20 protein-coding genes and 1 pseudogene are annotated in these 23,787 nt (G+C 67.3%); 12 read left to right on the top strand and 9 right to left on the bottom strand.

Features of this window, described 5'->3' with window-relative positions; translation table 11 throughout:
- Nucleotides 1-75: 75 nt before the first annotated feature.
- The 6 genes from C3Y15_RS23135 to arsA all read left to right on the top strand — a co-directional run bounded on the left by C3Y15_RS23135 (nucleotide 76) and on the right by arsA (nucleotide 4,871).
- Nucleotides 76-399 (top strand): metalloregulator ArsR/SmtB family transcription factor, encoded by a 324-nt coding sequence (locus tag C3Y15_RS23135; RefSeq protein ID WP_011881972.1) that lies wholly within the window; start codon nucleotides 76-78, stop codon nucleotides 397-399.
- A gap of 117 nt (nucleotides 400-516) precedes the next feature.
- Complete coding sequence (locus C3Y15_RS23140; protein WP_011881971.1) at nucleotides 517-1,014, top strand: arsenate reductase ArsC; 498 nt, start codon at nucleotides 517-519, stop codon at nucleotides 1,012-1,014.
- A 23-nt stretch (nucleotides 1,015-1,037) separates the two neighbouring features.
- Nucleotides 1,038-2,108, top strand: a complete 1,071-nt coding sequence (arsB, locus tag C3Y15_RS23145) for an ACR3 family arsenite efflux transporter (RefSeq protein ID WP_011881970.1) — start codon at nucleotides 1,038-1,040, stop codon at nucleotides 2,106-2,108.
- The gene (locus C3Y15_RS31835) at nucleotides 2,105-2,269 is read left to right on the top strand and encodes a hypothetical protein (protein ID WP_014725083.1); all 165 of its coding nucleotides are present in this window, start codon (nucleotides 2,105-2,107) and stop codon (nucleotides 2,267-2,269) included. The genes arsB and C3Y15_RS31835 overlap by 4 nt, the downstream gene beginning before the upstream one ends.
- Nucleotides 2,253-3,098 carry an arsenite efflux transporter metallochaperone ArsD gene (gene arsD / locus C3Y15_RS32605; RefSeq protein WP_046427275.1) on the top strand — a complete coding sequence of 282 codons (846 nt, stop codon included), beginning with the start codon at nucleotides 2,253-2,255 and terminating at the stop codon, nucleotides 3,096-3,098. The genes C3Y15_RS31835 and arsD overlap by 17 nt, the downstream gene beginning before the upstream one ends.
- A gap of 9 nt (nucleotides 3,099-3,107) precedes the next feature.
- Nucleotides 3,108-4,871 carry an arsenical pump-driving ATPase gene (arsA, locus tag C3Y15_RS23155; protein ID WP_059475219.1) on the top strand — a complete coding sequence of 588 codons (1,764 nt, stop codon included), beginning with the start codon at nucleotides 3,108-3,110 and terminating at the stop codon, nucleotides 4,869-4,871.
- A 336-nt stretch (nucleotides 4,872-5,207) separates the two neighbouring features.
- Here the strand turns inward: arsA and C3Y15_RS23160 are convergent, their stop codons facing one another.
- Entirely contained in the window at nucleotides 5,208-5,891 is a 684-nt protein-coding gene (locus C3Y15_RS23160) for a glutathione S-transferase (protein ID WP_014725086.1), read from the bottom strand.
- 136 nt (nucleotides 5,892-6,027) lie between these two features.
- On the opposite strand from C3Y15_RS23160, the gene C3Y15_RS23165 reads away from it, so the two are divergent.
- Both C3Y15_RS23165 and pip read left to right on the top strand, forming a co-directional pair.
- Complete coding sequence (locus C3Y15_RS23165; RefSeq protein ID WP_011881966.1) at nucleotides 6,028-6,603, top strand: TetR/AcrR family transcriptional regulator; 576 nt, start codon at nucleotides 6,028-6,030, stop codon at nucleotides 6,601-6,603.
- Nucleotides 6,604-7,124: 521 nt separating this feature from the next.
- Nucleotides 7,125-8,057 carry a prolyl aminopeptidase gene (pip, locus tag C3Y15_RS23170; RefSeq protein WP_011881965.1) on the top strand — a complete coding sequence of 311 codons (933 nt, stop codon included), beginning with the start codon at nucleotides 7,125-7,127 and terminating at the stop codon, nucleotides 8,055-8,057.
- A gap of 40 nt (nucleotides 8,058-8,097) precedes the next feature.
- Here the strand turns inward: pip and C3Y15_RS23175 are convergent, their stop codons facing one another.
- The 7 genes from C3Y15_RS23175 to C3Y15_RS23205 form a co-directional block, all read right to left on the bottom strand.
- Entirely contained in the window at nucleotides 8,098-8,370 is a 273-nt protein-coding gene (locus C3Y15_RS23175; protein ID WP_011881964.1) for a hypothetical protein, read from the bottom strand.
- Nucleotides 8,371-8,555: 185 nt separating this feature from the next.
- Nucleotides 8,556-9,647, bottom strand: coding sequence for a transglutaminase family protein (locus tag C3Y15_RS23180; RefSeq protein WP_011881963.1), 1,092 nt, complete (start codon nucleotides 9,645-9,647; stop codon nucleotides 8,556-8,558).
- Nucleotides 9,641-12,244, bottom strand: coding sequence for a circularly permuted type 2 ATP-grasp protein (locus C3Y15_RS23185; protein WP_045578446.1), 2,604 nt, complete (start codon nucleotides 12,242-12,244; stop codon nucleotides 9,641-9,643). Before C3Y15_RS23185 ends, C3Y15_RS23180 begins: the two co-directional genes overlap by 7 nt.
- Before the next feature lie 210 nt (nucleotides 12,245-12,454).
- Nucleotides 12,455-15,883 (bottom strand): transglutaminase family protein, encoded by a 3,429-nt coding sequence (locus C3Y15_RS23190; RefSeq protein ID WP_069246516.1) that lies wholly within the window; start codon nucleotides 15,881-15,883, stop codon nucleotides 12,455-12,457.
- A gap of 93 nt (nucleotides 15,884-15,976) precedes the next feature.
- Nucleotides 15,977-16,951 (bottom strand): transglutaminase family protein, encoded by a 975-nt coding sequence (locus C3Y15_RS23195; RefSeq protein WP_011881960.1) that lies wholly within the window; start codon nucleotides 16,949-16,951, stop codon nucleotides 15,977-15,979.
- Between the two features lie 8 nt (nucleotides 16,952-16,959).
- Nucleotides 16,960-17,901, bottom strand: coding sequence for an alpha-E domain-containing protein (locus C3Y15_RS23200; protein ID WP_059694840.1), 942 nt, complete (start codon nucleotides 17,899-17,901; stop codon nucleotides 16,960-16,962).
- Nucleotides 17,902-17,969: 68 nt separating this feature from the next.
- Complete coding sequence (locus tag C3Y15_RS23205) at nucleotides 17,970-19,385, bottom strand: circularly permuted type 2 ATP-grasp protein (protein WP_011881958.1); 1,416 nt, start codon at nucleotides 19,383-19,385, stop codon at nucleotides 17,970-17,972.
- Nucleotides 19,386-19,959: 574 nt separating this feature from the next.
- Between C3Y15_RS23205 and C3Y15_RS23210 the strand changes: the two genes are divergently transcribed.
- Nucleotides 19,960-20,952 carry a LysR substrate-binding domain-containing protein gene (locus tag C3Y15_RS23210; protein WP_034193833.1) on the top strand — a complete coding sequence of 331 codons (993 nt, stop codon included), beginning with the start codon at nucleotides 19,960-19,962 and terminating at the stop codon, nucleotides 20,950-20,952.
- Here the strand turns inward: C3Y15_RS23210 and C3Y15_RS23215 are convergent.
- On the bottom strand, nucleotides 20,895-21,284 hold the full coding sequence (locus C3Y15_RS23215; protein WP_124259927.1) for a hypothetical protein: 390 nt from the start codon (nucleotides 21,282-21,284) through the stop codon (nucleotides 20,895-20,897). The genes C3Y15_RS23210 and C3Y15_RS23215 overlap by 58 nt on opposite strands.
- A gap of 333 nt (nucleotides 21,285-21,617) precedes the next feature.
- Between C3Y15_RS23215 and C3Y15_RS23220 the strand changes: the two genes are divergently transcribed.
- The 3 genes and pseudogenes from C3Y15_RS23220 to C3Y15_RS23230 all read left to right on the top strand — a co-directional run.
- Nucleotides 21,618-22,049, top strand: coding sequence for a hypothetical protein (locus C3Y15_RS23220; protein ID WP_034193832.1), 432 nt, complete (start codon nucleotides 21,618-21,620; stop codon nucleotides 22,047-22,049).
- Nucleotides 22,050-22,111: 62 nt separating this feature from the next.
- A complete protein-coding gene (locus tag C3Y15_RS23225) occupies nucleotides 22,112-22,876 on the top strand; it encodes a hypothetical protein (RefSeq protein WP_045578114.1) in 765 nt (254 codons plus the stop codon).
- A gap of 102 nt (nucleotides 22,877-22,978) precedes the next feature.
- Nucleotides 22,979-23,787, top strand: a pseudogene (locus tag C3Y15_RS23230) (biofilm secretin PgaA); the annotation flags it as partial.

Below are 23,787 nucleotides of genomic sequence, written 5' to 3' on the forward strand. Positions count from 1 at the left end.
TCGATCTTGAACGAATCGAGCAGACCGGACAAACACCTTGTTGCTCCCGCCCATCATTTCGACTATATTCGAAATATGGAAAACAAAGATGCTGTCCGCGCTTTCGCCGCGCTTGCTCACGAACTGCGCCTGAACGTATTCAGGATGCTCGTCGTCGCAGGTCCGGCCGGATTGACGCCCGGCGCCATCGCGGCGCAACTCGACATTCCCAACGCCACCCTCTCGTTCCATCTGAAGGAATTGACGAACGCGGCGCTCGTCACGCAGGAGCGCGATGGCCGCAGCCTGATCTACCGAGCTGCCTTCGAGCAGATGAACGCGCTGCTCGGCTTTCTCACCGAGAACTGTTGCAGCGGCGAGCCGTGCGTCGCCGCGGCCGCCGATTCCTGCAAGTGCTGAAGGATCACGTTCATGAGACGGTTTTACATTCGCGCCGACATCCGCGATCCGGCGGCCAGCGTCGCGGCAGCTCTGCGCCAACTTGTGCGCGACATCAGCAAGCGATAAGGCACGCCCGTGACGACGACCAACGTACTCATTCTCTGCACCCACAATTCCGCGCGCAGCGTGCTCGCCGAGGGCATGCTGAACCACTGGGCGCAGAAGCTCGGCAAGGATGTGCGCGCATATAGCGCCGGCAGCGCACCGAGCGGCCGGGTCAACCCGTTCGCGCTCGAAGCGCTCGCGAACGCGGGCGTCGATACGCGCGACTATCGCAGCAAAAGCTGGGACGAATTCGCAGCCGACGACGCACCGCGCATGCGCATCGTCATCACGGTGTGCGACAGCGCAGCCGCGGAACAATGTCCGTTCTGGCCGGGCGCTCCGGTCAAGGTCCACTGGGGCTATGCCGATCCGTCGAATGCGCCGGGCGGCGATGACGGCAAGCGGCAGGCGTTCGAACTCACGCGCGAGGCCATCGGCTATCGCATGCTGCAATTGCTCGCCCTTCCGCTCGACCGTCTGAGCGATGCCGAACTCCTGCACGCGCTCGACGGCATCCTGAAAAGCTGAGCGCTCCTTTTGCGAATCGCCCCATGACCGCTACCGACCTTACCGCTTCGAACAAGCCGCCCGCGAAGCCGCCCATCGGCTTCTTCGAGCGCTACCTCACCGTCTGGGTCGCGCTCTGCATCGTCGCCGGCGTCCTGGCCGGCCAGTTTTTCCCTGCGATGTTCCAGACGATTGGCCGCATGCAGTACGCGCAGGTCAATCTGCCCGTGGGCCTGCTGATCTGGGTGATGATCATCCCGATGCTCGTGAAGGTGGACTTCGGATCGTTGCACGAGGTACGCCAGCACCTCAAGGGCATCGGCGTCACGCTGGTGGTGAACTGGCTCGTCAAACCCTTTTCGATGGCGTTGCTCGGCTGGCTGTTCATCAAGCACCTGTTCGCTCCGATGCTGCCTGCAGCGCAACTCGACAGTTACGTTGCGGGCCTCATCCTGCTGGCCGCCGCGCCCTGCACGGCGATGGTGTTCGTCTGGAGCCGACTGACCGGCGGCGATCCGCTGTTCACGCTGTCGCAGGTGGCGCTCAACGACAGCATCATGGTGGTGGCCTTCGCGCCGCTTGTCGGCCTGTTGCTCGGCATCTCGGCCATCACGGTGCCCTGGGCGACGCTCTTCACTTCGGTCGTGCTCTATATCGTGATCCCGGTAGCCGTGGCGCAGTTGCTTCGCAAGGCGCTGCTCGCAAGAGGACAGGCAGCATTCGACGCAGCCATCGCGAAGATCGGCCCCTGGTCCATCACAGCGCTGCTCGCGACGCTCGTCCTGCTGTTCGCGTTCCAGGGCGCGGCCATCCTCGACCAGCCGCTCGTGATCGCGCTGCTCGCGGTACCGATCCTGATTCAGGTGTTCTTCAACTCGGCGCTCGCGTACTGGCTCAATCGCGCGGTGGGTGAAAAGCACAACGTGGCGTGCCCGTCCGCGCTGATCGGCGCATCCAATTTCTTCGAGCTGGCGGTCGCGGCGGCCATCAGCCTGTTCGGCTTCAATTCGGGCGCGGCGCTAGCCACCGTGGTGGGCGTGCTCATCGAAGTGCCGGTCATGCTGCTCGTGGTCCGTATCGTCAACCGGACGAAGGACTGGTACGAGCGGGGGTGATAGATGCTGAAGCGGTCGAACATGAGGGGCAGAACGATGCCAATCTCGCCGCCCAGGACACGCGCCCGATGAGCGGCACGATCGCGAGCGATGCATCGCCATTCCGCATACGAATCATCACGGCACACTTGAAGGAGCGCGGTCATGAGTACGCCCGTTGACGAAATTCGCCGGGCAGTCGCCACGGACTTCGACCGCATCGTCGCGTTGCTGAACCTGTGCGGGCTGCCGGCCAGCGATCTCACACCACAGAGCCTCGACGGCTTCCATGTCGCCATACTCGCCGGTGAGATCGTCGGAGTGGCAGGACTGGAACAATCCGGCGATGCGGCCCTGTTGCGCTCGGTCGCAGTTCGGCCGGAAATGCGCCAATCCGGCCTGGGCAGCCGCCTCATCGACGCTTCCATTGCGCTAGCGCAAACGCGATCGCTGCGCGCGCTCTACCTTATTCCGAACGATGAACCTGCGCTCGCGTTCTTTGTGCGGCGCGGCTTCACGCAGATCGAGAGACGCCGCCTTCCGGAGGCGATTCGCGGTCTGCCCGAATTCACGCACCTGTGCCCACAGACGCATCCGTGCCTGTGGAAAGCGCTGAATTCCGATTGCCTTGAGGAAAGTGCCATGAAGAAGCTCGAAGTGTTCGATCCGGCGATGTGTTGCTCGACGGGCGTTTGCGGTGTGGACGTCGACCCGGTGCTGGCGCAATTCGCCGCCGATCTGAAGTGGGTCGAGGCGCACGGCGTGACCGTGGCCCGCTACAACCTGGGTCAGCAGCCGCAGGCATTCGCCGCCAACGCGGCGGTGGTCAAGGAAATGGAAGCGGGTATGGAGCGGCTGCCGATCCTCGCGATCGACGGCCACATCGTATCGACCGGCATGTATCCGTCCCGCCAGCAGCTTGCGCAGAAGCTGGGCATCGCGCTGACGACGGCGGACAAGCCTCATGTCAAGGCCGGCAGTTGCTGCTCGCCCGGCTCCGGCTGCTGCTAGGGAGCGCACATGTCCCTCCCTGACACGCAGACCCGCTATCTGTTCTTCACCGGCAAAGGCGGCGTCGGCAAGACCTCGCTTTCCTGTGCGACCGGGCTGGCGATGGCGGATGCCGGCAAGAAGGTGCTCATCGTCAGCACCGACCCGGCGTCCAATCTCGACGAGGTACTCGGCGTCGGCCTGAGCCAATCGCCGACGGCCGTGCCCGGCGCGTCCGGTCTGTTCGCCTTGAACATCGATCCCGAAGCGGCCGCGCAGGCGTACCGCGAGCGCATGGTCGGACCGTATCGCGGCGTCCTGCCTGCCGCGGCGATCCGCAACATGGAGGAGCAGTTCTCCGGTGCCTGCACGGTCGAGATCGCGGCTTTCGACGAATTCTCCAAACTGCTCGGCGATCCCGCCGCGACGGCCGATTTCGATCACGTCATCTTCGATACGGCACCGACCGGCCATACGCTGCGCCTGTTGACGTTGCCTTCCGCGTGGAACGAGTTCATTTCGTCGTCGACCGGGGGCGCCTCCTGCCTCGGGCCGTTAGCCGGGCTGGAGAAGCAGAAGGCGCTGTACGCGGCGACCGTCGAACGACTGTCGAGCGCGGTGGACACCACCGTCGTCCTGGTGAGCCGGCCGGAAGTCGCCGCGTTGCGCGAAGCGAATCGCACGTGGCACGAACTGGCCGAGCTCGGCATTCGCAACCAGGTGCTGGCGATCAATGGCCTCTTTGCCACCGAGCGGCATGACGACGCGATTGCAACCGCGATGGCCGAGCGCGCGCGACAGGCACTGGCCGACATGCCGCGCGAGCTGTCAGTGCTGCCGCAGACGCGCATTCCGTTTCTGCCGCGCGGCACGGTCGGACTGGACGCGCTGCGCGACATGGCGCACCCCGAACGCGTGCGCATGCCGACCGAGCGCCGCATGCCCGACACCGCATTGCCGCCCGGCCTCGGCGGGCTCGTCGACGCGCTGTCGGCTACGGGCCACGGCGTAATCATGACGATGGGCAAAGGCGGCGTGGGCAAGACCACGGTTGCGGCCGCCATCGCCGTCGCGCTCGCGGGGCGCGGACACGACGTGATCCTGTCGACCACCGACCCCGCTTCGCACGTGGCTGCCACGGTCGACGGCGTGGTGCCGCGGCTGAGCGTCACCCGCATCGACCCGGCGCGCGAAGTACAGCAGTACACCGAAGAGGTGCTGGCGAAAGCGGGATCGCACCTCGATGCGGGCGGCCGGGCCATGCTCGAGGAAGACTTGCGCTCGCCGTGCACCGAAGAAATTGCGGTCTTTCGCGCGTTCGCACGGACGGTGGATCAAGGCAAGTCCGGCTTCGTGGTGCTCGATACGGCGCCGACCGGGCATACCATTCTGCTGCTCGACGCTGCCGAGGCTTATCACCGCGAAGTGATGCGCACGCAGGGCGACATGCCGGAGTCGGTCCGCCAGTTGCTGCCGCGTTTGCGCGATCCGGATTACAGCCGCATCCTCATCGTCACGCTGCCTGAAGCGACGCCGGTTCACGAAGCCGAACGCCTGAGCGCCGACCTCGCCCGTGCCGGGATCACGCCATATGCCTGGGTCATCAACCAGTCGCTGTTGGCGAGCGGCACGACCGATCCGATGCTGTGTCAGCGCGGCACGTACGAGGTCCCGTTCGTGCGCCGCGTGGCGGACGATCTGGCGCAGCGCACCGCGCTGATTCCGTGGCTCGCGGAGGCGCCGGTCGGGCCAGTGGGGCTCGAGCATGTGATCAGGGCGGGGGCTGGTGCGTAGCGCGACGCGTCTGGTTGATTTGCCAACCGGCGAATGCGATGTGGACGCTGAGGGCCGGTTGGTGAACGGGTGGCTAAAGCGGGTTTTCCGGTTGGGTGAGCAAGCAATCTGTAGACGCACGTGCCGCCACCGCGTCCTGCCACCCCGCTTTTGCAACGCGACCACCGCGCGCAGGCCTCGGAACCGTTACGATCGACAGATTTACTGCGCAACACTGGCGTCGTCTGATCCGGTATCGATTGAATAGACGAGTCGCCGATGTCGCGTAGGCAGGCCGTCCCCGATTGCAACCAAAGATTGGCCGATCATCGATGACGGTCGGGCGCGGCTGCTATTTCACGCGAACGCCGGCTGGTTCCTCACGCTTGGGCGCTCCTGCATTCTCATGTACCAATCTACAAGGGCCTCGCACTCCGTAGGCACGGGCAACTTCACGATTGACGCAAAGACCAGTCCGCCGATAACGGTGATGTCGGCCATAGAGAACGCATCCCCAGCGACAAATGGCTGCCTTTTCAGAACGTCATTGAAGTAGTGCATGCCTCTCAGGGCTTTGTCGCGCTGACGAAGCCCCCATTCGGCGTTCTGATAGAGCTCGACGTTAGGTCCTAACCCTGGCGTGGCATGGTGGAAATAGACGCTGATTGCGTCGAGCAACTCCAGCTCGGCGCGCTTGCTCATCATGTGGATCACACCCTTTTCGAGTGGTGTCCGGCCGGTCAGCGTGGGCGCACCATCGAGCGTATCGAGGTATTCGGTAATGGCGGTGCATTCGGCAATGCACGTTCCGTCTTCGAGCTCGAGGACCGGCAGCGTTCCCGAGTAGTTTTTCTCGGAGATGAACTCGGGCCTTTTGTGCTCCCCTTTGTAAAGGTCGACCATCACGAACTCGACGCGCGATCGCAGACCTTTCTCGGCCAGGGCGATACGGACGCGTGTCGGATAGGGTCCTTTGGGGAAATCGTAGATCGTCATGATCGGAAGTTTGGTTACGTCGAAGTTCATGCTGCTGGAAGCCATGCGTGCCTCTCTCTAAGCGGTCTGTCACACGGGGGGCGGACGATATCCGGCCTGTCACCTACATCCAACCTAACGTTAGTTAGGTTTACGTTAGAGCGTATAATTGCTCGTGTCAACGGTCGCGGAGGCGGTAGCAGTGAAGAATGATTCAGGCCTGAGCTCCAGGGAGCGAATCCTGGTGGCAGCCACAAAGATTGCGCAGGCCCATGGCTACAGCGGCTTGAATTTCCGTGATCTCGCCGAAGCTGTCGGCATCAAGGCTGCGAGCATCTACCACCACTTCGCAAGCAAGGCCGATCTCGGCGCAGCAGTGGCAAGGCGGTATTGGGAGGAATCAGCAGCGACTCTGGATGCGCTTTTGGCCGAATCCGCAGATCCGCTCGATTGCCTGCGCCACTATCCCGATACGTTTCGCAAGGCGCTTGAGCGTGGCAATCGCATATGCCTGTGTAGCTTCCTGGCTGCCGAATCTGACGACCTGCCGGAAACGGTGGTGAAAGAGATTCAGACTTTTGCGGATGTCAATGTTGCGTGGCTGAGCAAGGTGCTGTCCGCCGCGGCCGTGGTCAGCCCCGAGGATATCGAGCGGCGTGCTCGCGCCATCTACGCGGCCGTCGTCGGCGCTCAGCTCGTTGCCAGGAGTCGCTCGGACATTTCTCTCTATGACGGATTGATTGAAAGTTATCGCATCGCTGGTCTTCTGCCGGCATAGCCGCATCGAGCAAACCGGCTTTGCGGCCCTATCGATCACCGCACACGTCACGAAGGCAGAGAGCGACAGCGCCAAATCCTCCTACACGGGAGAGCGCACCGTGCGCACCGTCGTCAAATACGACGGCAAGTCGTACGGAATCGACACGTACCGGACCTTCTGGTATTCGCCCGCCGCGATGGAGCGCGTCAAGTAACGCGCCGACGACCTGCGTGTCGCGCGCGATATAGCAAACCCTCCCCGAAACGGTTTCTCGACCAGCAGAAGCTGCCCGTCCCGGTCGACAGCGGACAAACGAAACCGGGCAAGGACGCACGCCGCACCCGGCAATGCCGAATTCGCGATCGATTCACACCGCCGCGGCCGCCCCACGCCCACAAAACACCGCCCCACACCACCCCAAATTGCACGGGCATAATGACAACCCGTACTCGCCGGCGGCCGCTTCGATGCACGCACAACGATCCGTTGCGGCACCGCAATATCCCGCACTTTCGCCGACCCTCACCCGGAGCCTGCCTGTGTACCCACCGATCGAACCCTACGCCCACGGCCACCTCGACACCGGCGACGGCCATCGCATCTACTGGGAGCGCTGCGGCAACCCGTCCGGCAAGCCCGCGGTATTCCTGCACGGCGGCCCCGGCGCGGGCTGCAGCCCCGACCATCGGCGTCTGTTCGATCCCGCGCGCTACGACATCCTGCTGTTCGACCAGCGCGGCTGCGGGCGCTCGACGCCGCATGCGAGTCTCGACAACAACACGACCTGGGATCTGGTCGCCGACATCGAACGGTTGCGCGAAATGGTCGGCGCCGAGCAGTGGCTCGTCTTCGGCGGCTCATGGGGCAGCGCGCTCGCGCTCGCCTATGCGCAGACGCACCCGCAGCGCGTGAGCGCGCTCGTCGTGCGCGGGATCTTCACGATGCGTCGTGCCGAGCTGCTTTGGTACTACCAGGAAGGCGCGTCGTGGCTGTTCCCGGACCTGTGGGAAGAGTTTCTCGCGCCGATACCGGAAGCGGAGCGCGGCGACCTGATGGCCGCCTACCATCGCCGGCTGACGGGCGACGACGAAGCCGCGAAGCTCGAAGCCGCGCGCGCATGGAGCATCTGGGAAGGCCGCACGATCACGCTGCTGCCGAACCCGGCGCTGGCCGCACACTTCGCGGACGGCCACTACGCGCTCGCCTTCGCGCGGATCGAAAATCACTACTTCGTCAATCGCGGCTTCGTCGACGAAGGCCAGTTGCTGCGCGACGCACATCGCCTCGCCGGCATTCCGGGCGTGATCGTGCAAGGCCGCTACGATGTGGCGACGCCGGCCCGCACCGCGTGGGAACTCGCGAAAGCATGGCCGGACGCAACCTTCGAGATCGTGCCGGACGCCGGCCATGCGTACAACGAACCGGGCATCCTGAAAGCGCTGCTCGCCGCGACGGACCGCTTCGCCGCGTAAGCGGCACGAGGCGACATCGCGCGTGCACGCGCGACTGCGCTCACAACGCGGCTTCGACGATGGTCCGGCCGCTGATCGCCCGCTCGACGAGCCGTTCGTCGCCGACCTTGCGGATCGCATCGTCGAGCAGCCCTTCCGGCGCCTCGGTCGCGACCTTCAGCAGCCCCGACAAGCCGCGCGCGTCGAGCACCACCAGCGTCTCCATCGAATCCGCGCGGCTCACGAGCACGCGCCGAAATGCCGGGCCCGCGCCGAAGCTCGCGCAAAGCGCGATCGTCTGATCGTCGAGCGTGTAGTCGAAGTGCTTGATCATGGATGCCGCCCCTGCATTCGGCCGGCGACGCGCGTCGGCGCGCCGTCATCGCGGCGGCGCACCCGCACGTGCCACCGGCGCCGGACCAGCGTGCGATCCGTTCGCCAGCATCACCATGCTAAGCCGGCCGTATTAACGAAGACTTAAACGCAGGACGCGCGGCGCGGGCGGCCGATCATGCCGCGTCACGCTCCCTCGTCGAGCGGCTCGACCGTCACGCCGACCTTCAGCTCCTGATCCGCGCCGCCGCCGCGGATCACGCCGCGCAGCGGCGTCACGTCCGCGTAGTCGCGGCCGATCGACAGCATCACGTAGTCGTCGCCCGGCGCGCGGTCGTTGGTCGGATCGAGCTGCAGCCATCCGCCATCTTCGGGCCACGCCGGATCGTACACGTCGACCCACGCATGCGATGCATCGGCGCCGATCAGCCGCGGCTGGCCGGGCGGCGGCTGCGTCAGCAGATACCCGCTCACATAGCGCGCGGCCAGCCCGAGCGAGCGCAGCGCGCCGATCATCACGTGCGCGAAATCCTGGCACACACCCTTGCGCAAGCGCAGCGCATCGAGCGCGGTAGTCGTGATGTCGGTGCTGTTCGGCGTGTACGCGAAGTCCGCGTGAATCCTCCGCATCAGGTCCCACGCGGCCTGCACCAGCGGACGCTGCGGCGTGAAGCTCACGGCCGCATACGCGGCCAGCTCCGGATCGCACGCGACATGCGGCGACGCGAACACGAATTCGCTCGCCGCATCGTACGGCGCACCGGCGCGGAACCGCAGGCGCTCGCGCACGGCCTCCCACGCGGTCGCATGATCGGCATCGGGGTTCGCGATCGCCGGCGGCGGCGCGCCGCGCGCGCCCCGCGACCACACGGGCGGCGTCACGCGCACGGTGCTGCAGCTGCGCACGAGCAGCGCATCGTGCGGCTGGTTCAGCGCGAACGAGGCACGCGCGTTGCCGAACGCGTCGACGTCGGTGCCGACCGTCTCCGGCACCGGCTCGATGTCGAGCGCGAACGACAGCACCTGCTGGCGCGGCGTCGCGAGCGGCTGCAGCCGCGCCTGGTGCTGCGCCGATTCGACGCGCGCCGCGTAGCGGTATTCGGTGTCGTGCGTGACGCGCAACAAGCGCCCGCGCGCGCCGGCCGATGGCGTCGATGCGGTCGATGCTGCCGATGCGGCGATCGCGCCCTCCGTCTGCTTCGCGCCGACGGCATCGCCAGCCTCGCCGTTCGCCTGTGCCTTCGCCTTCGTCTTCGCCGCATGTTTGCTCGTCACCATAGCGTCCTGCCCGCCTCGCGCACGTGACTGAAATAGCGCTCGCCGATCCGGTTCGACAGATCCCACACGGCCTTCACGGTCTCGTCGAGCGCGGCGAGCAGCCGCTCGTGCCGGCCGCCTTCGGTCTCGCACAGTTCGTGCAGCGACCACGCCGGCACGTCCGGGATCGTCTCGGCCAGCTCGGACAACGCATAGCCTTCGCTGCGCTCGACCTTCGTGAGCCGGCCGCGCAGCGCCTGCACGACCCAGCCCAGCGAGCGCGGGTTGTCGGTGTCGAGCACCAGCAGCGACAGCAGCGGCGCGATGTCGAAGCGGCGCTGGAACCGCGAGCGGAACGTGATCGTGCTGTCGAACAGCTCCAGCACGAGCTCGAAGCCGTCCTGCCGATGCACCGCGCCTTCGTCGAACGCGAACTTCAGCACGCTGCAGAGGAAGTCGAGCCGATCGATCTGCCGGCCGATCGACAGCAGGCGCCAGCCGTCGTCGCGCGTCATGTGGTCGGTCTGCGCGCCGGTAATCGCGCCGAGCAGCAGGCCGACGCGCTCCAGCAGCTGCAACGCCTCGTTGCCGATCTGCTCCTCGGCTTCGGGATGGTCGGCGCTGTCGGCGAACAACTGCGTCGCGTCGTCGATCAGTCGCCACTGCTCGCTCGACAGCCGCTCGCGGATCGCGGCCGCCGCGCCGCGCATCCCGAACAGGCAGGACGCGATGCCCGAGGTGCGATCCGCGCCGCGCGTCAGCGACGTCGCGAGCGCGTGCTGGAACGCGCGCGGCGCCTCGACGGCATTCGGCGCATCGGCGGCGACCAGCCCGGTGTCGCGGCACAACGTGTCGATCAGCTCGAGATGCGCGGGGCTGTCGACGTCGTCCTCGCCGCGCAGGCGCTCCAGCGCCGCACGCGCGAGGCGCATCAAATTGGTCGCGCGCTCGGTGTAGCGGCCGAGCCAAAACAGGTTCTCGGCCGCCCGGCTCGCGATCGCGCGCGGCCGCCCGACCAGATCGTCGGGGCCGAGGCGCGCCTGCAGCAGCGTCGTCGAATCGACGATGCCGTCGGTCATCACCCAGGTATCGACGGTGCTGCCGCCGCGCGGCATCGGCGCGTTGAACAGCGTGTCGCGCGTGCCGACCCGCGACAGGCCGCCCGGCAGCATCCGCCAGCGCTGCGCGCCGTCGGCCAGTGCGAACACGCGCAGCAGCAGCGGCTTCGGCACGATGCGCGCGCCGCCGTGGCCGTCGGACGTGCCGTTCCCCGGCCAGGTCGGCGCCTGCGACAGCGGCAGATCGGCCTGTATCGTGTAGTGCTCGGGCTGCGCCAGAATCCGCGCGCGCCACTCGGCAAGCTGCGCCGACGTGAGCCGCGCGCCGATCACCGGATCGAATGCGCCGCCGGCCTGCACGTCGGGCGGATACGACGGCTTCACGATGCAGCGCGCCAGTTGCGGCAGCGCGTCGTCGCACGCGGCAGCCTCGCCGCACCACCACGAATGCACGGCGGGCAGCGTCAGCGTTTCGCCGAGCAGCGCCTCGGCGAGCCGCGGCAGGAACCCGAGCACGCCGGGCGATTCGAGAAAGCCGGAGCCCGGCGCGTTCGCGAGCAGCACGTTGCCCGCGCGCACCGCCTGCAGCAGCCCCGGCACGCCGAGCAGCGAATCGGGCCGCAGCTCGAGCGGATCGAGCCAGGCGTCGTCGACGCGCCGCAGGATGCCGTGCACGGGCTCGAGCCCGCCGAGCGTCTTCAGGAACACGTGGTTGTCGCGCGCGGTCAGATCGCCGCCCTCGACGAGTGTCAGCCCCAGGTAGCGCGCGAGATACGCATGCTCGAAATACGTCGCGCTGTGCGGCCCCGGCGTCAGCAGCACGATCCGCGAGTTCTTCGCCGTCGGGCTCAACGCCTGCATGCTTTGCAGCAGCGACCGATACGCGGATGCGAGCCGCTGCACGCGCAGCCCGCGAAACGCGCGCGGAAAGAGCCGCGACACGATCAGCCGGTTCTCCAGCAGATAGCCGAGCCCGGCCGCGCCCTGCGTATGCTGCGCGACGATGCGCCACTGCCCGTCGGGGCCACGCGCGAGATCGAACGCAACGACGTGCAGCCACGTATCGCCCGGCACGCGCGCGCCGCGCATCGCGCGCAGATAGCCGGGATGGCCGGTGACGAGCGCGGGCGGCAGCAGCCCGCGCTCCAGGAGCGTCTGCGGGCCGTACAGGTCGGCCATCGTCGCGTTCAGCAGCCGCACGCGCTGCAGCACGCCGCGCTCGATCGCGGCCCAGTCGTCCGGCGTGACCATCAGCGGCAGCAGATCGAGCGACCACGGGCCGGCGGCGCCGTCGCCCACGCGCTGTTCATGGAGCTGGTAGAACAGGCCGTTCTCGCGCATGCGCCGTTGCAGCGCGTCGGCGCGGCGATCGAGGTCGGCGACGCCGTCGCTGCCGAGCGACGTGAAGAAACTGCGCCACGCGGGCGCGAGCATGGGTGCGTTCAGGCCGGCGGCGCTGCCGCGCAGCTCGTCGTAGCGGCCGGCCGCAGCCGGCGCCGCGAGCGCGGCGGCGAGTTCCGCGGCGTCCGGCTGAGCGCCGGTATCGAAAAGCGTGGGCATCGCGTCGGCGTCGGCGAGATCGTCGGGGTATAAGGGCGGCACGGTCAGGGCGTTGCGTCGTCAGGATGGGATGGCAGCTGCGCGCTGCCGCCCGGCATGCGGTCACGGCCGGCGCGTCGGCCGGCCGCGGCCTGTCGGCATCCTAGCACCTGACGCGGCGTGCCGGGGGCGCGCGAAACGCGCATCGTGGTCCGTCCTTTCATCGGCGATTCAGGGCCGTCGCAGGTCGAGCGTGAACGGAAATTCACGGCTCGGCGCGACCGGCGATACGGCCATCCGCCCCGGCGTATGCCCCATCGCGACGAAGCGCGCGAGCCGCCGGCTCTCGGCCTCGTACGCGTTCACCGGGAACGTCGCATAGTTGCGGCCGCCCGGATGCGCGACGTGATACCGGCAGCCGCCGAGCGAGCGCTCGAGCCACGTATCGACGATGTCGAACGTGAGCGGCGCATGCACGCCGATGGTCGGATGCAGCGCGGACGGCGGCGCCCATGCCTTGTAGCGCACGCCCGCGACGTATTCGCCGGCGGTGCCGGTCGGCTGCAGCGGCAGCGCGCGACCGTTGACGGTCACGACGTGCCGGTTGTCGTTGAGCCCCGTCACGCGCACTTCGAGCCGTTCGAGCGACGAATCGACGTAGCGCACGGTGCCGCCGGTCGCCCCCTCCTCGCCCATCACGTGCCACGGCTCCAGCGCGCCGCGCAGCGACAGCTGCATCCCGTTCACCGCGATCTGCCCGAACAGCGGGAAGCGGAATTCGAAATGCGGCGCGAACCACGCCGCATCGAATGCGAAGCCGGCATCGCGCAACTCGGCGAGCACGTCGTCGAAGTCCATCTTCAGGAACGCGGGCAGCATGAAGCGATCGTGCAGCGCGGTGCCCCAGCGCGTGAGCGGCGTCGTGTACGGCGCGGCCCAGAAGCGCGCGACGAGCGCGCGCAGCAGCAGTTGCTGCACGATGCTCATCCGCGCATGTGGCGGCATCTCGAACGCGCGCAGCTCGAGCAGCCCGAGCCGCCCGGTCGACGAGTCGGGCGAATACAACTTGTCGATGCAGAACTCGCTGCGGTGCGTGTTGCCCGTCACGTCGATCAGCAGGTTGCGCAGCACGCGGTCGACGAGCCACGGCGGCATGTCCTGGCCATACAGCAGCTTGTTGCGCTGGATCTCCGCGAACGCGATGTCCAGCTCGTACAGCTGGTCGTTGCGCGCTTCGTCGACGCGCGGCGCCTGGCTCGTCGGCCCGATGAACAACCCCGAGAACAGATACGACAGCGACGGATGGTTGTGCCAGTACGCGATCAGGCTCGCGAGCAGGTCGGGGCGGCGCAGGAACGGGCTGTCGGCCGGCGTCGCGCCGCCGAGCACGAAATGGTTACCGCCGCCGGTGCCGACGTGCCGGCCGTCGACCATGAACTTCTCGGTCGACAGGCGCGACTGCCACGCGGCGTCGTAGAGGAATTCGGTCTGGTTAACCAGCTCGTCGAAGCTCTTCGCCGGATGGATGTTCACCTCGATCACGCCGGGATCGGGCGTGACCTGCAGCAGCTTGAGCCGGGCATCGCGCGGCGGCGGGTAGCCTTCGAGCACGAGCTTCACGTCGAGCGCGTGCGCGGTCAGCTCGATCGCCGCGAGCAGTTCGAGATAGTCCTCGAGCGCGGCGAGCGGCGGCATGAACAGATACAGGATGCCGTTGCGCACCTCCGCGCACAGTGCGGTGCGCGTGATCCACGCGGCCGATTCGAAGCGCTCGGGGCGGCGCTGCAGGTCGTGCTCGCCGTCCGCGGGCTGCCCGCGTCCGACGCTGCGGTCGCCGCGGTCGCTGCGCCACTGCATCACCGTGTGCGCCGGCGCTTCGCGCTGCACGCCGGCCAGGTAGCGCGGCGCGTCGGCGGCGCCCGCATGACGCGCGCGGAGCGCGGCCGCGTCGGGCAGCACGTCGCGCGGCGCGAACGGATCGCGCTCGACGAGATACGGATAGTCGGCATCGGCGACCCACGGCAGCGAATCGAGCGGCAACCGATAGCCCATCGGCGAATCGCCCGGCACGAGGTACATCCGCTCGTCGCGGAAGAACCACGGGCCGGTCTGCCAGCGCGGACCGTCGAGTGCCGCCCCTTCGTCGACGCGCTTGATCGGCAGCACGTAACCGACCACGCTGTCGAGTTGCCGGTCGAACACCTTGCGCAGTCGCGCGCGTTCGAGCTCGTCGTCGAGCCGCGAGTCGAACGGATCGACGTTGACGGGCAGCCGGCGCTCGCGCCACAGGTAGTACCACACGTCCTCGTAGCCGGGCACGACGAATTCGTCGGTCAGGCCGAGGCGCGCGGCGAGTGCGTCGATGAAGCGCTTCGCGTCGTCGGTCGTGCATGCGGACGGTTCGCGCTCGTCGGCGAACAGCGACGGGTCGTGCCACACCGGCTGGCCGTCGGCGCGCCAGTAGATCGACAGCGCCCAGCGCGGCAGTTGCTCGCCCGGATACCACTTGCCCTGCCCGAAATGCAGGAAGCCGCCGTCGCCGTATTCGGCACGCAGCCGCTGCACCAGTTCGGTCGCGTAGCCGCGCTTGGTCGGGCCGAGCGCATCGGTGTTCCATTCGGCGCCGTCGCGATCGTCGATCGACACGAAGGTCGGCTCGCCGCCTTGCGTCAGCCGGACGTCGCCTGCCGTCAGCGCGCGGTCGACCTGCCCGCCGAGCGTGCACACGGCGTCCCACTGCGTTTCGGTATACGGCTTGGTCACGCGCGGCGATTCGTACACGCGCGTCACCACCATCTCGTGCTCGAACGCGACTTCGCATTCGTCGATCAGCCCCTCGACCGGCGCCGCGCTCGTCGGCTGCGGCGTGCAGGCGAGCGGAATATGCCCTTCGCCGGCGAGCAGCCCTGAGGTCGGATCGAAACCGATCCAGCCCGCTCCCGGCAGATACACCTCGCACCATGCATGCAGGTCGGTGAAATCGACCGACGTGCCGCTCGGGCCGTCGAGCGCCTTCACGTCGGGGGTCAGCTGGATCAGATAGCCGGACACGAACCGCGCGGCGATGCCGAGATGGCGGCACAGCTGCACGAGCAGCCATGCGCTGTCGCGACACGAGCCCGATGCGAGCTCGAGCGTCTGCTCGGGCGTCTGCACGCCCGGCTCCATCCGCACCAGATAGCCGATGTCGCCCTGCAGCTGCTGGTTCAGCGCGACGAGGAAGTTCACGGTGCCGGCCGGCGTGCGGTCGACGCCGTCGAGATAGGCGCGGAACAGCGGCGCCGCGCTCGTCTGCGCGTCGCACGCGAGATACGGCGCGAGCTCGGTCTTCAGCGCGTCGTCATAGCTGAACGGATATTGCTCCGCGCTCGCTTCGAGGAAGAAGTCGAACGGGTTGTACACCGACATCTCGGCCACGAGGTCGATCGTGACTTCGAAGTGTTCGGTGCGCTCCGGAAACACCAGCCGCGCGAGATAGTTCGAGAACGGGTCCTGCTGCCAGTTGATGAAATGCTGCGCGGGCTCGACCGTCATCGAATACGAGAGGATCGGCGTCCGGCAGTGCGGCGCGGGCCGCAGCCGCACGATCTGCGGCCCGAGGTTGATCGGCCGGTCGTAACGGTAGCGGGTGGTGTGATGCAGCGCGACGTGGATGGGCATGGGAGAGCCGCTCGGTTCGGGTTGAGCCGGCCGCGCATCGCGCGTCGCCGCCGATACGGCGGGACGGCGCGGCGGCCTGGGCAGAGTTGCGGGTCAGACGAGTTCGGGCGACTGCACGACGCTGATCTCGACGCCGACGGTGCTCGCGCCGAGCCCCGTCACGGGCTGCGCGTCGCGATAGTCGAGGCCGACGGCGATGCGCACGTAGCGCTCGTCCGGGCAGCGGTTCATGAACGGATCGAAGCCGACCCAGCCGAGCCCTTCGACATGAGCCTCGGCCCACGCGTGTCCGGCCGGCTGCTGCATCAGCGCGGCCGGTTGCGGCTGTGCGCCGAGCGCCGCCAGCGGCACGCGCTGCGACTGCGCGGCGTGCGACGCGCCGAGCACCTGCTGCATGCCGTCGGCGCTTTGCAGCGCGAGCATTTCCTCCTGTTCGCCGTCCGCTGCACTCTGCTTCGAGTCTGCCATGCGCTGCATCGCGCCGTCGGCGAGCACGTAGCCCGAGATGTAGCGCGCCGGCACCTTCAGCGCGCGCGCGGCCGCGATGAACGCATGCGCATGATCGCGGCTCGTGCCCTCGCCGTTTTGCAGCGCCGTTTCGGCATCGACGGGCGCGTCGGTCAGATTCGGTGCATACGCGATGCGGCCGTGCACTTCCGTCATCAGCCAGTGCAGCGCATCGAGGCTGTGCGGCTCGATCGGCAACGCCTGCGTCAACTCGCGCACGGTGTCGCCGGCCTTCGTGAGCGCGGTCTCCCGCTCGAAGATCCACGGCGGCGCATAACCGTCCTGATTGCCGAGAATGCCCGCGCGGTCCTGCGTCTCGACGACGCCGGCGGCGACCACGACGATCTCCGGCTTCGCGCCGCGCTCGTGACGCACGAGATCGACGCGGTTGCCGAGCCCGTCCGCATAGGACAACGTCGGCTCGACGCCGTCGATCGTCACCTGCCACGCACGCACCGTCTGCCCCGGCCCGGATTGCGGCCGCAGCCGCAGCCGCTGCAGCGCGTGGGACGCCTGCTCGTCGAACTGATAACGCGAGATGTGTCGGATAGCGAGTCGCATGGCAAGTCTCAGTCGAAGTTGTAGGCCTGGGCGATGTCGACGCCGAGGCTGTTGTTGCGGCCGATGAAGTCGGTCAGGAACTCGTGCAGGCCGCTCTTGAAGATCCGCTCGACCGACGTGTCGGACAGCATCTGCAGGATCTTGGTGGCCGTGTCGTGACACGGATGTGTCACGCCGTAATCCTTCGCGAGCAGGTTCAGGCTCGACACCACGCGCCCGTAGCAATAGCGCAGCGAACGCGGCATGCGGCCGTTCAGGATCAGGTAGTCGGCGATGTTCATCGGCTTGTACTGGACGTCGTACACCCAGCGGTACGAACGGTGCGCGGCCACGCAGCGCAGGATCGTCTCCCACTGGTAGTTGTCGAGAATCGTGCCGACGTGCGACACCGACGGCAGCAGCAGGTGGTACTTCACGTCGATGATCCGCGCGGTGTTGTCGGCGCGCTCGACGAACGCGCCGATCTGCGCGAAATCGAAGATCTCGTTGCGCAGCATCGTGCTGTAGAAGCTGCCGAGGATCAGCGCGGTCTCGCGCTTCACTTCGTCGAGCACCGCGGGCAGCGCGCTCTCCGGCACCGGCCGCGCGAGCGCCTGGCGCAGCGCGAGCCACGCGCCGTTCACGCTCTCCCACGCCTCGCGCGTCAGCGCCGTGCGCACCATCCGCGCGTTCGAGCGCGCGGCTTCGATGCACGACAGCACGCTCGACGGATTGTCGCGGTCGCGCAGCAGATAGTCGGTCACGGTGTCGGCGGCATACGCGTCGTATTTGAGCCGATAGCCGTCGTCGGCGCCCGAGCTGACCAGCACCGACGACCATTCGGCCGGCGCGTCGGACGTGCGCGTGAGCGCCATCCGCAACCCGGCGTCGACGATGCGCGCGATGTTCTCCGCGCGCTCGATATAGCGGTACATCCAGTACAGACCGCTCGCAGTTCGTCCCAGAAGCATCTCGTGTCCACTCCGTCTTCGTTCGGTTCGCGCGCCGGCTGTGGCGCGCGCGTGCGTGCGTTCCCGGCTCAGTCGGCCAGCACCCAGGTGTCCTTGGTGCCGCCGCCCTGGCTCGAGTTGACGACGAGCGAGCCTTCCTGCAGCGCGACGCGCGTGAGGCCGCCGGGCGTGATGCGGATCCGGTCCGACACCAGCACGAAGGGCCGCAGGTCGACGTGGCGCGGCGCGAGGCCGGCGTCGGTCAGGATCGGTGTCGTGGACAGCGCCAGCGTCGGTTGCGCGATGTAGTTCGCCGGCCGCGCGCGCAGCTTCGCGGCGAACGCGGCGAGTTCGGCCTTCGACGCGCACGGGCCGACCAGCATCCCGTAGCCGCCCGAGCCGTGTACTTCCTTCACGACCAGCTCGTCGAGATGGGCGAGCACGTATTCGAGGCTGTCGGCGTCGCCGCAGCGCCACGTCGGCACGTTCTCCAGCAGCGCCTTGCGGCCGGTGTAGAACTCGACGATCTCCGGCATGTACGAGTAGATCGCCTTGTCGTCGGCGATGCCGGTGCCGGGCGCGTTCGCGATCGTGATGTTGCCGGCGCGGTAGACGTCCATGATCCCGGCCACGCCGAGCACCGAGTCGGGCCGGAACGTGAGCGGATCGAGGAACGCGTCGTCGACGCGGCGGTACAGCACGTCGATCGCGCGAAAGCCTTCGGTCGTGCGCATCGCGACGCGGCCGTCGATCACCTGCAGATCGCTGCCTTCGACGAGATGCACGCCCATCTGGTCGGCGAGGAACGAATGTTCGTAGTACGCGGAGTTGTGGATGCCGGGCGTGAGCACGGCGATGGTCGGATTGTCGGCGTTGCCGCCGGGCGGGCACACGGCGGCGAGCGACTGGCGCAGCATCTGCGGATAGGTCTCGACCGGGCGCACCTTGACCTGCTGGAACAGCTCGGGAAAGAGCTGCATCATCGTCTCGCGGTTCTCCAGCATGTAGGACACGCCGGACGGCGTGCGCGCGTTGTCCTCCAGCACGTAGAACTGATCTTCGCCGGTGCGCACGATGTCGACGCCGATGATGTGCGTATAGACGTTGCCGGGCGGCCGGAAATCGATCATCTCGGGGATGAACGCCTCGTTGTGCGCGATCAGATGCTTGGGCACGATGCCCGCGCGCACGATCTCCTGGCGATGGTAGATGTCGTCGAGGAAGGCGTTGAGCGCCATCACGCGCTGCTCGATGCCGAGCGACAGGCGGCTCCATTCGGCGCCCGAGATGATGCGCGGCACGATGTCGAACGGGATCAGGCGCTCGGCCGCCTGGGCGTCGCCGTAGACGGCGAACGTGATGCCCGTCCTGCGGAACACGGCCTCCGCATCGTGGGCCTTCTGGGCGAGGCTGGCAGGGTCCTGCGTGTCGAGCCACTGCTTGAGGCGCGCATAAGGCGCCCTCACCATGTCGCCGGATTGCAGCATTTCATCGAATGGCTTCATCGATCTTTTTCTCCATCGATCATTCTTCCCGGCATTGCGCATGCCGGACCGGCGTAAATACTGCTTTGCAAGGACCGTGCCTTGCCGTACCCGTGCGTTTCCCCCGTTTTGCGCCGCGCCGCGCACGCTTGCGCGCCATGCCGCACCATGTCGGTGCAACGGCGGCCCGGCGCGTCGCATCGACAGCGTGCAATTGCGCGATCACCGCGCCAGACGTCGAACTTAGTGCGCGTGCGTGTCACGCGTATGCAATCTGCACCGCGACGATTCGCCGGCACGCCGCGGCCCCGAATCGCGGCTGAAGCGGGCCGGCCACGGTTGCCGCGGCCGGCCCTTGGGGAAGTACCGTCTGCGGCGCCCGGTTCGACGCGATGAACTAACCGGTTAGCCGGTTCCGGCGTCTCAAACTTATGCAGCCGTAATGCCGCCGACAATGCCCATGCATATTTCGACTGACACCGATCGAAAAAAAACATCGGTCTGCTCGCGGCGAGGCGCGGTACGCTAGAAAGTTCGTGCAGCGAAACCGTGGCGCCGCGCCGTGGGCCCCCGACTATAAAAAGCGAAGAAAGAAATGGAAGCAAAGTGGCTGGAAGATTTCCTGAGCCTCGCGGATACCAAGAGTTTTTCCCGGGCCGCGCGTCATCGGCACCTGACGCAGTCGGCATTCAGCAGACGAATCGCCGCGCTCGAAACCTGGATGGACGCCAAGCTGGTCGACCGCAGCATCAACCCGGTCGCGCTGACGCCGGCCGGACAGATGTTCCGCGCGCTGGCGGCGGACATCCTGCGCAGCATGTACGCGGCACGCAACCTCGTGAACGGCTACGACCAGTTCGCCGCCAGCGATCAGGTCGTGCGCTTCGCGGTCGCGCATACGCTGGTATTCACGCTGTTCCCCGAATGGCTGAAGCAGTTGAACGGCGAAGTCGGCAATGTGACCGCCCGCGTGAATGCGGTGAACGTGCCGGAAGGCGTGCAGCAGCTCGTCGAAGGTGAATGCGATCTGCTGCTCGGCTATCACCATCCGCAACTGCCGATCGTGCTCGATCCCAACCATTTCCCGTTCGTCACGCTCGGCGTCGAGCGGATTCTGCCGGTGTCGACGCCCGATGCGCACGGCAAGCCCGTATTCGAGCTGCCGGGCGCCGCCGATGCGCCGCTGCCGCTGCTCGCCTACTCCTCCGGCGCGTTTCTCGGCAACGTCGTCGAAATGCTGCTGCTGAATGCGGCGGGGCCGTATGCGCTGCACCGGTGCTTCGAGACGCATATGTCCGAGGCGCTGAAAGGCATGGTGGTGGCCGGCCACGGAATCGGCTGGCTGCCGGAGAGCTGCGTGGCGAAGGAGCTCGCCGACGGCTCGCTGGTGCGCGCGGGGTCCGCCGAGTGGGTCACCGAGCTGGAGATCCGGCTGTACCGCTCGGCGCGCCAGCGCGGGCTCGCGGCCGAGCAGCTGTGGACCTACATCATGAACCGGCCGCGCGCAGCGAACGACGCCGCCGTGGGCGGTCAGTCGCCTGCCACGGCAGCGGTGCGCGTCGCGCGCGGCAGCGCGCGCGGGCGGTAGCGGCGTCGCGGTTCGCGGGGTACGTCGGCGGCGATCCTGCACGCGCCGGCCGATCGCCCAGGCGGGCGCGGCTGCACATTTTTCGAGCCTGTGCCGGTAAATATGCAGGCCGCCGCACGCGCGATCAAATCGGCCGTCACACCAAACGTTTGCGAATCCGGACCGCCGTTATTGCCGAATGCAAAATCGATCGCCGCCGCTGCGCGATTCGTATGCCGGAAATACCTCGTTACAAAACAAAATAAAAATCCCGACTTGCGCGCAATGGTGATAATCACCAAAAACGTCGCACCCTCATTTACTGCCGATTGAATCTGTGCATTCGCCGTCACTGCAGCGCGTCGAATACAGACGCAAATGTTTCTTTTATCAGTCGTTATTTTTCGGCACGAAGTTCGGTACAACCACCACGCAGAGACCTGCTTCCTGCCATTCCTACCGCGGCCCAATTTCGACGACCGGAAATAGCGACTTTGTTCAGAGCCGATTCATTTCGTCCAATTAATCCATATTCCGTTTAAATAATACCTTTAAAGCGCGTCCGATATCCGCCACCCGTGGTTGTTTGTTCAAAATCCATCGTGTATCAATAGCGTGTCGCAAAAGAACGCCGTTAATTTCGACCCGGAATAAATCAGTGCGATGAATTCCGGATGGAGGTGACAATGTCTTCCTCGTCGCTCAAGGAGCATGCGCGCGTGCTCGTCGGCGTCGTCGCATTCGCATGTCTCGCGCATGCCGGCGCCCAGACGCAGCCAGGCGGCGGTGCACCTGCGTCGGGCATCGCGCCCGGTCGCTACATGATTTCGTACATCTGCGGCGACGCACGCATCGACGGAACCGCGCCGCTGCCGCCTGACGGTCGCCCGTACAACCTCGGCGTGTCGTTCGTGTCGGGCGGCACCGGGCAGCCGCTGTCGAACGTTCAGGTGCGGCTCAGACGACATGGCCGCGTACTCGTCGAGTTCAAATCGAGCGGGCCGCGCTGCCTGTTCAGCGTGCCCGACGCGAGTTACCGGATCGAAGGAACCTATGCGGGCGCGACACAGTTCGCGGTCGTCGAAACGGGGGCGCTCACCACGCAACTGAAGTGGTAGGCGCCGGCCGATCGCGCGCGGTTGCGCCATCCATCGGATCCGCGCGCACCGAGGAGCATCGAATGACTCGTGGAGAACGACCGGGCGACTCCCCCGCCGGGCCACCGAAACCCTCGTGGGGCCCCGGCAGGAATGCGGCGCTCAGCGTCGTGGCGTTTGCCGCGATCTTCGGCGCGTTTGCGCTCGTCGAGCGCAACCCGGGCCGCGGCCACGCAAGCATCGCCCGCGACGTGGCGGGCGAGATCGGCACGGCCGTCGGCAGGTATCGCAACGCATTCGTCGCCGCGTCGGCACCGGTCGGCGCCGCATCGACGGCCGCGCTGTCGGCGTCGCTCATCCCGCCTGCATCGGCCGCGGACGCGGAAGCGGCCGCCGCACCGCAAGCGGACGCCGGTTCCGCCGCGAAACCGCCGCGCGGTGCGGACCCGCGGCACGCGGCGCTCGCGACGAGCCCGCACGACACATCGGGCGGCGCGCGCGCAACGGACACGGGCGACACGCACCGGACGTCGCGTTCGCCAGCGCCGGGACACACGCGCAGGCACCGCGCGGCTGCGTCGCAACTGCGGCCCCCACCGCAACAGCAGCTTCCTGCGCAGCCGCCCGCGCCGGCGCAGTCGTATCTGACCGACGCGGCCCGGATGGAGACCACCAGCGTCACGCACGACGAGCTCGCAAGCGCTCGTGCGCTGGCAAGAGCGCGCCGGTGCGCGCAGCTCGACCAGTGGCAATGCGTCGAGCAAAACGCGAGCCGTGCGCTCGCCATCGATCCGACGAATAGCGAATCGCGTGCGCTGCTTGGGCAAGCGATACGCAATCGTCTGTAGACGGTCCACGGCCGGCGGGCATGGCCGCCCGCCCGCGCGATCGCGGCGACGTGCGTCGCCGGGCGCGCAACGGTCGTGACCGATTCGGACAGAGGAGACATCGTGGCCAGCAATCGCCAGCAACAATGCACGTCCGTCGCGCCGCCCAACCGGCGGATCCTGCTGCATGCGCCCCTGCTGTTGCTGCTCGTCGCGTCGGGCTCGTGTCTGGCCGGCGAAGGCGATGCGTCAGCTCTCGGCGCGCGCGAAATCGCCGAGGCCGACGCCGGCGGCGGGCGCGATGCGCTGCCGCCCGATATGCAGCCGGCCGGTACGACGGTGCAAGTCGTGCAGGTGGCCGACGCCGAGCCGCCCACGGCGCCGACCCCGATCGCCCGGGCCTCCGATGCATCGATGCAGGTCGCGCAGGCGCGGCAGGCGTCGGCGATGCCGACCACGGTCGTCGTCGAGCCGGATACGTCGCCGACAAGCGAACCGCGTGCGGTCGAGCCGGCGCTGGCCGCTCCGGTTCGGTCGATGGACGCGGTCGGCACGTCGGACGCCGCCTCCGCGGACACGATGCCGGACACGACGCCGGCCGCTGAGCATACGCCGGATGGATCGCTGCACAGTTCGCCGGGTGCGGCTGAGTCGATGTCGTCGGTGTCGGTGTCGGCCTCGTCGCCGTCCTCGGTGTCCTCGCCGTCCTCGCCGTCCTCGGTGTCCTCGGTGTCCTCGGTGTCCTCGGTGTCCTCGGTATCCTCGATGTCGTCGCCACCTTCACCACCCGCTACACCGCCGACGCGCACGCCTACCCCCGCACCGCCTACATCCGCGTTCGCCCTGCCCGAGCCGACCACACCAGCGCAGCCCACACCGGCCACGCCGCAACTGCTAGCCCAGGCCGCGCCCCCCGCTGCACCGACCCGAAC

The organism is Burkholderia sp. B10 (assembly GCF_004368385.1).
In the GTDB taxonomy this organism is placed as follows: Bacteria; Pseudomonadota; Gammaproteobacteria; order Burkholderiales; family Burkholderiaceae; genus Burkholderia; species Burkholderia vietnamiensis.